We start from the raw sequence: 12891 nt of genomic DNA on the forward strand, positions 1-12891 counted from the left end.
GTAACTGGAATAGATGGACTGGGGATTGTGGAATGTTAAAAAACAAAGATTTTAAAATTTTGATAATTGCAGCAGCTGTATTTACAGTTGCTGCTTCCGTATGCGGATATGTGATTTGTGGCATAGCCGCATTTATTTTATTGATGTTATTGGGATTTGGATTACTATGCGTTTTTGCCATTTTGACCAAGCGCAGATACGACGATATAGATGCTCTTAATATATATCTTGTAAAAGTGCTTGCAGGAGATGAAGCTCCGGGCATACTAGATCAGGAAGAGGGTGAATTGTCTCTTCTTAAGACGAACATCTATAAAGCCACCTCAACCTTGAATTATCAGAAAGAGCTTTTATCAAAAGATAAGGTGGCTCTGGCGGGTGCAATAGCAGATATCAGTCATCAGCTTAAGACTCCGCTGACATCCATGATTGTCATGAATGATCTTCTTAAGACAGAGGAGGATAAGGAAAAGCGAGTGCAGTTTTTACAGACACAGTCTAATCAGCTGAACAGAATGAACTGGCTTATTCAAACACTTTTGAAGTTGTCCAAGATTGATGCAGGCACGATCACCATGAAACCGGAAGAAGTAAAAGCAGAGGCTCTGATTCAGGAAGTGATAAAGCCTTTTGAGATTCAGATGGAACTTAAGAATATTAGCTATTCATGCAAATATTCAGCTGATTCAAGATATGATAACGCACCTGCAAACGACATTGATATTAAGTGTGATATAAATTGGACAGTAGAAGCTCTTCAGAACATTGTGAAAAACTGCATTGAACATATGGATGACGGAGGTGCACTATCAATAAATGTAAATGACACAAATATTTACAAGGAAATATCCATTGAAGATTCCGGCTGTGGAATAGCAGAAGAGGACCTTCCTCATATTTTTGAAAGATTCTATAAAGGAAAAAATGCAGGAAAAGACAGTGTAGGTATAGGTCTTGCTCTAGCCAAAACTATTATTACCGGTCAGCACGGAGATATCATAGTGGAGAGTACTGAAGGCGAGGGAACAAGGTTCTCTGTGAGATTCTATAAGACGATTATTTAAGAGACAAGACTCGGAATATTACAAAACTGTAATCAAAAAGTCACTTGATTGTAAGTTGAAAATAATAACCTATTCTCATGAGCAACAAATGAATGAGAAGGGAGACAAAAGAAATGAACATTTTGGAAATCAGAAACCTTTGCAAAGTATATGGAACAGGAGAGACAAGAGTTGATGCGCTTAAGAACGTCTCTTTTGATATAGAACAGGGAGAGTTTGTAGCAATAGTGGGACCTTCCGGTTCAGGTAAATCAACGCTGCTTCATATCCTTGGCGGAGTAGACGTACCTACATCAGGAACCTGTAATATCGCAGGAACAGATATTGGAAAGCTTGATGAGACCAAGCTGGCAATTTTTAGAAGAAGGAACATCGGACTTATCTATCAGTTTTACAATCTTATCCCAATCCTGAATGTGGAAGAAAATATGACGCTTCCGATTTTGCTGGATGGGAAAAAGCCGGATAAGAAGCTGCTTAATGACCTTGTAGAGAAGCTTGGATTAAAAGAGAGATTATCACATCTTCCCAATCAGCTCTCCGGTGGTCAGCAGCAGAGAGTATCAATAGGAAGGGCACTAATGAATCATCCGGCTCTGCTTCTTGCAGATGAGCCTACAGGTAACCTCGATTCTGAGAACAGTAAGGAAATCATAGCTCTTCTGCGTAAGTTCAATAAGGAAAACAATCAGACGGTTATCATTATTACTCATGATGAAAGGATCGCTCTTTCTGCAGACAGAGTAATTACAATTGAGGATGGACAGATCACCCGCGACAGTAAGCAGGAAGGGGTGATGGCATCATGAATATTGTATCAACACTCACATTAAGACATCTTATTGGAAACAAAAAGAGATCAATAGTAACGATACTTGGCATAGCCGCGTCCACAGCTCTTATAAGCGCTATCGTACTGGGCGTATTTTCTTTCTTTAAGTTTTTTGGATTTATATCCATACAGTCGGATGGAAATGCCCATGCCCAGTTCAGTGAGATAACGCAGCAGCAATTCAATGAGCTTGAAGAGGACGACAGAATTGACAGCGTAGGACTCTGCGATATAGAGGAAACAGTATCCGGAATAAGGTTACTAAGTGGTAAGGATGAGCGCTTCTGCGTAGGAAATACCATGCATGCAGATCATGACTATATGACTATGAGGGTGGTAACTGACTATGACGGACAGCTTCCAAAGAACTCTTCAGAGATAGCAATTGAGGAGCAGTTCCTGATCGACAATGGTCTGGAGAACCTGAAGATTGGTGATACCCTTACATTTGAACAGGGCTACAGATATACATACGATGAACTGGAAGGGCTCATATACCTTGGTGGGAATTACAGATCAGATGAACAGTTCAAAGCTCTTTCAACCGAGACCTGCACAGTGACTGCAATTCTTCACGGGAATAGACCTACCGGGAGCTGGGACATTCTCCGCGGCTTAGATGAAGGCTTTTTCCCTGAAAAAGATAAGACGCAGGTAATTATCACTCTGAAAAATTGCAATCACACTGCACTTAAGCAGCTAAAGAGCATCGCCTCAGATTATGAAATAACAAAGTGCGATTACAACACAGAGTATCTCCTTAGCTGTTTCGCTTTTGAGGGAAGTGGCGGTGCATACAGATCATTTTTCGTAATGATGGCTGTTGCCCTTGCTATTGTTATTGCCACATCAGTCATCCTGATCTTCAATTCCATAGGCATGTCCCTCACAGAGAGAATGAGATACCTTGGGATGCTGGCCAGCGTTGGAGCTACAGCTAAGCAAAAGAGATTTTCGATTTACTATGAGGGATTTGTTCTCGGAATGATCGGTATTCCTTTGGGACTTCTATTTGGCTATCTGGGAACAAAGATCACGCTGTCAGTCCTTGGAAGCAAGATCCTTGAAGCTGACATGTTTGTAGGGGCAGAGGGACTCAGAGGAAGCATACCTGTTGTTTGTGAACCGTCTGTAATCGCAGCCATCGTGTTTTTTGCAGCACTTACTATTCTTATTTCAACTTTTGTTCCGGCTATCAGAGCAGCCAAGGTTATGCCTATTGATGCGCTGAGGCAGAGCAATGTGGTAAAAGTAAAAGCAAAGAGCCTTCGTGTAAATCCTATTATCCGTAAAATCTTCGGATATGAAGGAGAGCTTGCTTATAAGAACATAAAAAGAAATGGTGTGAAGGGAAAAGTCATTACCGCTACTATTGCAGTTTCAGTGATCCTGTTCCTCACAATAAACTATTTCTGCAATTCCATAGCAAGAGCCAATGATTATGAGATTAACATTCCATACCAGCTTGTAGCATCCTGCTCGTTTTCCGAAAGTGACAGACTCCGAAGCGCCATAAGCGAGATGGAAGACGTAGATGATGTTTACAGCGCCAGCATGATCCAGTTTAGGTTTAAAAAAGCTCCTGAGTCACAGATAGAACTGGCCAATACTGATATTGCTGATTCGAAGTTTCTTTTGCCCGGATTTGCAGATCTGTATTTTAGCGGAATGGATGTTGTCATAGTTGATGATGAAGACTTTAACAAGATCCTTGAAGACAATGGGCTGGACAAAAATGAATACTACGGTGATACTCTGAAGGGCGTTTTGCTTAACGATTATTTCAGGGAAAAGAAATCCAGTGAAGTCTTTAATGATGGAATCTTAGGACAAGTTCTTCATTACGACAAGGTGCAGGGGTATCCACCTGCAATAGAGATTGCAGCTTTTGTAAGATATGATGAAAATAACAAGACCTTTGATCTATCACCTAAGGGCAACATCGCTGCATTTGTACCTGTTTCCATGTATTATGAGAAGGCAAAAGAAGTACTGCCGGAAGATAAGCTCACTATGGATCTGGGGGTTGAAACAGCTGATCATGAAGTGGTTCATGACAGAATTTACGCACTTTTGGAAAGCGATGGATATCACAGCTATTACTGTGGAGACCTTACAGATGCAGTAAAGGCTATGGATACCATCACACTTATGCTTAAGACCGCTATGTATGGGTTCACAATTCTTCTTACACTGATCGCTATCGCAAATATTGTGAACACGATCTCAACAGGAGTGCTCCTTAGGAGAAAAGAGTTTGCAATGTACAAATCAGTAGGCCTTGAAAACAGTGGCTTTAAGAAGATGATAAGGCTTGAAACGCTTCTTTACGGAATTAAGGCACTTGTTTGGGGAATTAGTATATCTCTTTTGCTGAGCTACCTTATGTTCACTACTTTCGATACAAGGCTGCACACCTTCAATCCGGATCTTCTTATGTACGTTGTCACAACGATCGCTGTATTTGGTATTCTGGGACTCAGTATGGCTCTCAGCATCAGTAAGATCAAGGATGACAACATCATAGAAGCCCTTAAAGAGGATGCAGTATAAATAAAAACGGAGAAACCAAAACTATGCAAATTTCAGACATTGATAGAAGAATTCGATGTTAAACACTATGTCTCATTTGCGCAGTTGCAGGTAAGAAAATAAAACTGTTTTTGAAAATTAAATAAGTGCAGAACAGCCCCAAATCAGTGTAATGATGGGGCTGTTTCTATTTTGGCTGTATATTTCCGGTATGAGATATTCATTTAAAGAGGTATAAGAAAATGAGGGAAAAGAATAAAGTATTTGGAAGTTTAAAATTTTATATAAGTGCTCTTGCTATAGCTGTGCCGATAATGCTTCAGCAGCTCATACAGAGCATGGTTTCACTGATAGATAATTTTATGGTATCGGGACTTGGCGATATATCCATGTCAGGAGTTAACGTGGCAGGACAGGTGCTTTTTATTTTCATGGTATTTGTCAGCACAATTAGCATGGCAGGCGGCATTTTCCTGACTCAGTTCTTTGGTGCGAAGGACAAGTCCGGAATGCAACAGGCCTTTCTTTTTAAGGTGATAATCAGCTTCGCGGCAATGATTCCGTACTTTTTGGTTTGCCTGGTATATCCCAGAGAAATACTTTCTCTTATGTTAATTGGAAATACGCAGGCAGAGCTCATTCTTGATGAAGCTGTAAAGTACATCAGGATTATGTCACTTATCGGAGCTCCGATGACACTTTCAGTATGTATTGCAAGTTCACTTAGAGATATGGGAAAAGTGAAGACCCCACTTGTCGTGACCGTTATAGCAACGCTCACAAACACAGTGCTCAACTACCTGCTTATTTATGGCCACTTGGGATTTCCTGCACTTGGAGTAAGAGGAGCAGCTCTTGCCACAGTAATTGCAAGGACCCTGGAGTTTATAATTTTTGCTATTATATATTTTAAGGCCAGTCCGGAGTTTGCTGTTAATGTTGGCAGAGACTTTAGAATTGATGGTAGTATATTTAGAGATATATTTAAAAAGGGCGCTTTGATGCTGTTCTGCGAGATGACCTGGGTTCTTTCGGAGACCTTGACTACAGCTATCTACAATGGTAGGGGCGGCGCAGATGTGGTTTCCGGAATGGCTTCAAGCTTTGCAATAGGCAATCTTTTCTTTGTTGCATTTAGCGGAATATACTCAGCAACAAGTGTCATAATCGGCAAGACCCTGGGAGAGGGTAATCTTGATAAGGCTCGCAGGGAAAAGACATGGCTTTTGTCAGGTTCTGCTGTTTTTGGATTTGCCATGACTTTTGTGGGTTTTGCAACTACGTTTATTGTACCGATTGTTTATGTAAGGCTTAGTCCCAACGCAATTACAATTTCCAGAAACATGGTAATACTTATGTCGTTCTTCATGCCTGTATGGGTATTCATTAACGCTCAGCAGGCAGTTGCAAGAGCAGGCGGCGATACAAAGATGGGCGCCTATGCAGATGCCGGAATAACGATAATGGTAATGCTGCCCATGCTGCTTTTGCTCGGCAGATACACTAATATCGGTCCCGTGCAGATGTATCTTTGTGTAAAAATCCTGGACATTGTAAAGATTGGAATATTCCATCTTTGGCTGAAAAAAGAGCGCTGGCTCAAAAATCTTACCGTGGAGCACTCTGATCTGGAACCGGCAAAAGCAGGGTGAATGAGAGGATTGGAATGGAGGAAAAATGCATGCTAAGACTAAGACCATATAATAAAAATGATGCGGAAACAATTTTAAGTTGGACAAGTGATGAAACTGCATTTTACAAGTGGACAGCAGGAGTACTTGGAAGCTTCCCTCTTACAGCGAAACAGTTTAATGAAGTAAGCAATCTGATGGCATTTACGGCAGTAGACGATGATGAGATAGTCGGTTTTTTCACAATGAGAAGGCCGAGTAAGTCTCATGATGAATTAAGGTTTGGTTTTGTAATTGTAAATCCTGAAATCAGAGGCAAAGGCTATGGCAAAAGGATGCTTCAGCTGGGGCTTGTTTTTGCAAAAGAAATATATGGTGCAAAAAAGGTGTCTTTGGGTGTATTTAAGAACAACGAGCCGGCATATTATTGTTACAAAGCAGTTGGATTTAAAGATCTTCCGGATACCGATACCTATGAGATAAACGGCGAAACCTGGGATTGCCTGGAACTGGAAATGAATTTTTAATAAGAGGAAAGACAGACTCATGGCAGATAGGAAATACTTATATACGGAAAGGGCGCACTATATGTGTCCGAATATGCATTTTGGCATCATGGCAGAGATTGGGGCGGGGTTTGATGCGAACAGGATCATCGAGGGTATAGGTGTTCTTAAATCAGCTCATCCGCTTATGACAAGTCTGATAGCAGAGGAGCAGGGAAGTTCCGGGATATATTATGAGGAGCATCCGGAACTTGAGATTCCGGTAACCATAAAAGAGGCAGGCGAGAACTGGCAGACCGATTATGATGCGGTATCTACAGCCGGGTGGAATGTTCAAAAGGAGGCACTGCTCAAGGTCTTTGCTTATCCTTCTGAGAGCGGAGCGAGGGTTCTTTTTATAACTCATCATCTTCTTTGCGATGGAAGAGGACTTCTCCAGTTGGTGCAGGAGTTTGCGGATTATTATTCGAACGGTGCTCGGCCGCAATACGCCTTCGAGAAGCTTATGGAAAGTCTTGATGATCTTCCAAGCGGCAGTGACCTTGGGCTTATCAGCAAGATGCTGATAGAGAATTCCAATAAAAAGTGGCGTAAAGAAGCTCATAAGGTTAGCTACGACGAGTACCTTAAGTTTGAGCGTGAATATGATTCAAAGCAGGATATAAAGCGCGAGATAAAGAATGTAGACGGAGAAGAGCTTGATACGCTCCTTGATTTATGCAGGGGAAATGGCGTATCGCTCAACGACTATCTTATCGCCAAGATGATGATCGATGAGGGTACAGATAAGGTGGTCATAGCTTCCGACATAAGGAATAAGATTAAAAACTATAAAGAAGGTGCTCTTGGAAATTATGCTACTGCATTTGGAGTGGTGGTTAAGAAGAGAAGTTCTGAGATCATGGAACTCGCCAAAGCCGTAGATCATGAAGTCAGGAACATCATCAGTAAGCCCGATAGAGAGATGCTCGTTCTCTCGTGCTATTTCAATATGGATCCTGAGCTTCTCGATGCCATAGCTATATCGACTCTTGGAAGCTTTGATAGCAAAGCCAGCAGATTTGTCGGCAGCAAGATGTTCGGCTATGAAAAGCGTGACGGCCATTGCATCACGAACCTTGGCAGGGTAGAGAGCAGCGTAATAAGAGAGGGCGTATTCATTCCGCCGGCATCTCCGGCAAATAGAAAGGCGTGGGGCGTTCTAACGATAAACAAGAAGATGAGGATCTGTTCGATACATTAAATTGAGAGAATATATGAAAAGAATCAAAATAATACTCAGAAGAATACTTCTGATAATTATGATAGCTACGACGGCTATCTTTTTAATTTTACATTACGATTCAAAAGAATATACCCGGCAAAATGAACAGGAATATATAAACAGAATTTGCAGTATGACACATAACAGGGCTGTCGCTGTAGGAATAATTGACGGCGATGAAGATGTATTTCTGGAACATTGTGACATTGATGGGAAAACTGTGGATGAGCATACGCTTTTTGAATTGGGGTCTACAACAAAAGCATTCACAGGGCTTGGAATTCTTAATCTTGAGGAAGAAGGTTTGATTGATCCGGATTCGCCTGTCACAGACTATATAGACTGGTTCAGACCACAGTATAAAGGCTCCGATGCTGTAGTCACAGTCAGACATCTTATGGATCATTCAAGCGGGATTCCGGTGTGGACAATATCACTTATCCCGGAGGGCAGCGAAGGTGAGATAACCATAGAGGAGACAGTTAGAAAAATCGCTGATGTTAAACTTGCTCACGCACCCGGCGAAGTTCATGAATACGCAACAATCAATTATGATGTGCTTGCACTTATTATCGAGAAGGTTACTGGGCAAAAATATGAGGATTATATTACCGAGACTGTTCTTAAAGATGTAGGAATGAATGAGTCATTTTTCAGGATTACCGATTCTGACAGACAGCGTATTTTTGCTGGGCGTAAGGCAGGCTTTTTTAGAACATGGAAATATGATGCTCCAACTTATTATGGAAATACTGCAGCGGGTTACCTTGTGTCGGATACTACTGATCTGGTCAAATGGATGAGATATGTCAGGGGAAATATTGATTTTGGCTCTTTTCCGATAACAGACACGAACAATTACTATGCAGGTTGGAATCTATATCCGGAGACTGTACACCATGGGGGAAACAATCCTAATTACAGTACGCAGGTCATTATTTCAAGAGAGCGTGATCTTGGGGTTTTTGTCTTATCTGCTTCTGCCGGTGATATCGCCACAAGAATAGCTGACGGCATTTTTGGGATGCACATGGGAATGAATGCAAAGATTGGACTTTGTGTGTCAGGTCACGAGCTTCAAGACTTCTTATTTGTAATGGGAATACTTTTGATTCTGTACATCGCGTTATTGCTGCAATATGAAAGAAAGAAATTATGCATATGCGGTGGATTATTTATTTTGACCTTGCTGATTTTGATTCCTATAATCTCGCATATTAGCTACAGGTTCATGTTTGTTTGGATGCCCTATAGTTTTGGATTGATGATCATTAGCATATTGGCATTTGCAGCCTGGCTCATTGGTTGTGGGCGTTGGAAACAAAAATGATAACATTCAAGGGAGATATACATGAAAAAAGCATTCAAGGTAATAGGTAAAAGCTATGGAAATAAAACAGCATCAATTACAGTATTATTGACAAAATAGCTTGTTACCAAGTATAGTTGATGAAACAAAATAAACAGACGCCCATTGCTACCGAGTAGTGGGATTGACGTCATTTCTTTACCGTTAGGTCTTAGCAGGTAAGGAAATGGCGTATTTTATTATATGGAGGTTTCTATGAAGTGGATTTATTTGTTTATTGCAGGTGCTCTTGAGATTACGTGGGCTGTAACCATGAAGATGTCGAACGGTTTCTCATTGCTGATACCTTCGATCATTACCGGCGTAGGATATATAGCCAGTGCAGTTTTTCTTTCGATAGCGCTGAAACAACTGCCGCTTGGAACAGCTTATGCTATGTGGACCGGAATGGGAATTGTTGGAACTACCTTGCTGGGAATATTTCTTTTCCATGAAAAACTTACAGTTCCACAGACAATATGTGTTATTCTGATTGTAGTTGGAATTGCTGGACTTAAGATTTTAGCGAAAGAGTGAGGTTTACCATGTTTAGAAAAATGAGAAGATTTAATCAACAGATTTCTGATTCAGAGTGTATAGAAATACTGAAGAATACTAAGAGGGGCGTACTTTCATTGATAGGTGATGATGGGTACCCATACGGACTTCCTATAGATCACTGGTACTGCGAAGATGATGGAAAAATCTATTTTCACGGCGCCAAAGAGGGCCATAAGATTGACTCCATAAAAGTTTGTGGTAAGGCCAGTTACTGTGTTTATGATGAAGGATTTCGTAAGGAAGGTGACTGGGCTCTTAATATAAAGAGCGTTATTACTTTTGGCAGGATTGTCCTTGTAGAAGATGAAGAAAAGGCTCGAGAAATATGCACAGCTTTGGTCAGAAAATTTACCGATGATGAAGAATATCTGGAAAAAGAGCTAAAGAACGCATTACCGCGTGTTCAATGCCTGGAGTTTGTACCTGAACATATGACTGGAAAGTTGGTTAATGAGTCATAAGTGGAAGCGCGTTATATCGAAAGTTAAAGCGGAAAAGCCACTGCATCTTTGTACAGCTTTTGAAGCGTCTTGATAAATGAGGCAAGGCTCTCACGACTATCCGTCTTGTGGGTGCATAGGACGCAGTGAAAACATTCTCTGCAGTCATAAGGGATCCACGCAAATTGTCCGCTATGGTCGTTTAAGAATCCGGGAGCAAGGCAGATACCTTTGCCGGATGCGACATTTACAAGAGTAGAGTCGTGATCGGGACTGTTAAAATACTCGATCTTCCCGGAGGAGATTAGTTTTTGCTGGACGGATCGTAAAGCGTTCGGAGAGCCGCCGCCTACCATGAGGGTGCGTCCGTAGATGTCTTCATCCGTGATGATGTTCTTTTTAGCCAGAGGATCGTTTTTATCGGTAATAAGGTAGATACCAGAATCAAAGAGTTTGTGGATGTTGATTCCCGGGATATGTTTAGTCTGTTCTATAAGTGCAAAGAGGATGTCGGACTCATCCTTTAAAAAGCTTTCCACACCGTTATCGTACTGAAACAGAGGAGTAACCTGGACACCGGGTTGCTCCTTTTCAAATATGCGGATAGCTTCGGGCAGAAAGTATATGGCTTGTCTGACTATCATGGAAACAGTTATGTTGTCCCTGTATCTGGCACTGAAATTCTGTCCCTGTTCGATGGCGCGTTTCATATCCTCACGCATACCGGAAAGATAGGTTACGAACTGCGCCCCGGCCGGAGTGAGTGTGGCTCCTTTGCCGTTTCTTTCAAATATCTTAAAGCCTACCTCATCCTCCAAAAGCTTTAGCTGATAAGAAAAGGTTGGCTGACTTACAAATGTGTTCTCAGCCGCTCGGCTGAAGTTAAGGGTATGAGCCAGTTCTATGCAGTAATCTATCTGTTTGGTTGTCATCGATAAATCTCCTTGAAAGTCAGCTATTTAAAAATTAAATCAATTATAGGATGTTTGAATTGGATTATTCAAGTGTTTTGCGTGATAATCAAGTCATAGAAACAAAAATAAATGTAAACACCTGTAGATAAACGGAGGAGATTAAGATGGCAAAAACATTGATTACATTCTTTTCAAGAGCGGATGAAAACTATTTCGGCGGAGCAATGAGATACGTAAAGGTCGGAAATACAGAGATCGTTGCAGGTCTTATGAAAGAGCTGATCGACGCGGATACATTCAAGATCGAGATGAAGGATCCATATTCACCGGTATACATGTCCTGCATCGATGAAGCAAAGAAAGACAAGCAGAACAATGCACGACCTGAGCTTACAAATTATCTTGATAGTATTGATGAGTATGACACCATAGTACTTGGCTACCCGAACTACTGGGGGACCTTCCCGATGGCAGTCGCAACTTTCCTTGAGAGATATGACTTTACAGGAAAGATCATCCTTCCGCTTTGCACAAATGAGGGAAGCGGTATGGGTTCCAGTGAGAGTGATATAAAGAAATGTGCTAAAGGGGCAACAGTAAAGAGTGGTCTTGCAATCACGGGTTCAAAAGCCGCAGATTCCAAAGATGCCGTAAAAAAATGGTTTGCAGCAAACGGACTGGTTTAAGAAGAAGGATGCAGGATCCATCTGAGCAGAGGGAATGAGCCGATGAATGAGGAAGAACAGATCAGAGAATTATACAGGCTCTATTGGAAATACATGATAGATGGAGATACAGCAAGGATGATCGGATGCAGCACAGTGATCGCAGAGGTTTATGGTGGAGGAAAGGGAAGCTGGAGACTGCAGGGAGATTTTACCTTAAGAAAAGAAAATGGAACATGGAAATTGACGAGTTCAAAGGCGTCAACATATTAATGAATGGAGGATTATGCAATGGAATATGTAACACTTAATAATAAACTGGAATGTCCCGCAGTCGGGATCGGAACCTTTATGCTTTCGCCTGTCGATGCAGAGAACAGTGTAAGAGAAGCACTTAAGATGGGATATCGCCTAATTGATACTGCCAATGCATATGTAAACGAGCGGGCCGTTGGAAGAGGCATGAAGGATAGCGGAGTAAAGAGAGATGAGATCTTTCTTTCCACCAAACTCTGGCCCAGTGAATATGAAAATCCAAATGCTGTGGATGAGACTCTGGAACGTCTTGGGGTAGACTACGTAGATCTTCTTTATATCCATCAGCCGGCCGGCAACTGGCTCGCAGGATACAGACTGCTTGAGAAGGCTTATAAGGAAGGCAAGGCAAAGAGCATCGGTATCTCTAACTTTGAAGGAAAGTATATCGAAGAACTTGAGACGAAGTGGGAAATCGCACCGCAGTTTATCCAGGTGGAGGCGCATCCTTATTTTACCCAGAAGGAACTGCGAAAGACTCTTGATAAGTATGGGATCAAGCTTATGAGCTGGTATCCGTTAGGACACGGCGATAAGAGCCTGATAAATGAGCCGGTTTTTGCCGAACTTGGAAAGAAGTACGGAAAAACTCCTGCGCAGATCATTCTCCGCTGGCATACACAGATGGGATTTGTGGTGATCCCCGGAAGCAAGAATGTGGATCATATTAAGGATAATCTCAACATTCTCGATTTTAAGCTGACAGACGAAGAGATGAGAAAAATCGCTAAACTTGATAAGAATGAGAGATATTATCACAGGACAGATGAGCAGCTGGTCCAGTTTGCAGGATGGAAACCTGATTTTGAAAAGGCATAA

General features: G+C 41.6%; 13 protein-coding genes. 12 read left to right on the top strand and 1 reads right to left on the bottom strand.

Going from position 1 to position 12891, the window contains the following annotated elements; genetic code table 11:
* Positions 1-32 precede the first annotated feature (32 nt).
* From G596_RS0114465 to G596_RS0114505, 9 genes are all read left to right on the top strand, one after another.
* Complete coding sequence (locus G596_RS0114465; RefSeq protein ID WP_022762542.1) at positions 33-1064, top strand: sensor histidine kinase; 1032 nt, start codon at positions 33-35, stop codon at positions 1062-1064.
* A 113-nt stretch (positions 1065-1177) separates the two neighbouring features.
* A complete protein-coding gene (locus G596_RS0114470) occupies positions 1178-1873 on the top strand; it encodes an ABC transporter ATP-binding protein (protein ID WP_026671363.1) in 696 nt (231 codons plus the stop codon).
* Positions 1870-4449, top strand: coding sequence for an ABC transporter permease (locus G596_RS0114475; protein ID WP_022762544.1), 2580 nt, complete (start codon positions 1870-1872; stop codon positions 4447-4449). The genes G596_RS0114470 and G596_RS0114475 overlap by 4 nt, the downstream gene beginning before the upstream one ends.
* Before the next feature lie 221 nt (positions 4450-4670).
* Positions 4671-6080: an MATE family efflux transporter gene (locus tag G596_RS22345; RefSeq protein ID WP_022762545.1), complete on the top strand. Its 1410-nt coding sequence runs from the start codon at positions 4671-4673 to the stop codon at positions 6078-6080.
* Positions 6081-6109: 29 nt separating this feature from the next.
* A complete protein-coding gene (locus tag G596_RS0114485; RefSeq protein WP_022762546.1) occupies positions 6110-6586 on the top strand; it encodes a GNAT family N-acetyltransferase in 477 nt (158 codons plus the stop codon).
* Between the two features lie 73 nt (positions 6587-6659).
* Positions 6660-7808 (top strand): hypothetical protein, encoded by a 1149-nt coding sequence (locus G596_RS0114490; protein ID WP_196805234.1) that lies wholly within the window; start codon positions 6660-6662, stop codon positions 7806-7808.
* A 13-nt stretch (positions 7809-7821) separates the two neighbouring features.
* Positions 7822-9159 (top strand): serine hydrolase domain-containing protein, encoded by a 1338-nt coding sequence (locus tag G596_RS0114495; protein ID WP_022762548.1) that lies wholly within the window; start codon positions 7822-7824, stop codon positions 9157-9159.
* Positions 9160-9393: 234 nt separating this feature from the next.
* Positions 9394-9714 (top strand): DMT family transporter, encoded by a 321-nt coding sequence (locus G596_RS0114500; protein WP_022762549.1) that lies wholly within the window; start codon positions 9394-9396, stop codon positions 9712-9714.
* 8 nt (positions 9715-9722) lie between these two features.
* Positions 9723-10199 (top strand): pyridoxamine 5'-phosphate oxidase family protein, encoded by a 477-nt coding sequence (locus G596_RS0114505; protein ID WP_022762550.1) that lies wholly within the window; start codon positions 9723-9725, stop codon positions 10197-10199.
* A gap of 23 nt (positions 10200-10222) precedes the next feature.
* Here G596_RS0114505 and G596_RS0114510 read toward each other — a convergent pair whose 3' ends face one another.
* Positions 10223-11110, bottom strand: coding sequence for a LysR family transcriptional regulator (locus tag G596_RS0114510; RefSeq protein WP_022762551.1), 888 nt, complete (start codon positions 11108-11110; stop codon positions 10223-10225).
* 146 nt (positions 11111-11256) lie between these two features.
* Here G596_RS0114510 and G596_RS0114515 point away from each other — a divergent pair, with 146 nt between their 5' ends.
* Genes G596_RS0114515 through G596_RS0114525 form a run of 3 tightly spaced genes read left to right on the top strand, consistent with a single transcriptional unit; the run spans position 11257 to position 12891 of the window.
* On the top strand, positions 11257-11778 hold the full coding sequence (locus tag G596_RS0114515) for a flavodoxin (RefSeq protein ID WP_022762552.1): 522 nt from the start codon (positions 11257-11259) through the stop codon (positions 11776-11778).
* Positions 11779-11820: 42 nt separating this feature from the next.
* The gene (locus G596_RS22350) at positions 11821-12030 is read left to right on the top strand and encodes a hypothetical protein (RefSeq protein WP_022762553.1); all 210 of its coding nucleotides are present in this window, start codon (positions 11821-11823) and stop codon (positions 12028-12030) included.
* Positions 12031-12048: 18 nt separating this feature from the next.
* Positions 12049-12891 (top strand): aldo/keto reductase, encoded by an 843-nt coding sequence (locus tag G596_RS0114525; RefSeq protein ID WP_026671364.1) that lies wholly within the window; start codon positions 12049-12051, stop codon positions 12889-12891.

Source organism: Butyrivibrio sp. AD3002 (assembly GCF_000420905.1).
Lineage (GTDB): Bacteria > Bacillota > Clostridia > Lachnospirales > Lachnospiraceae > Butyrivibrio.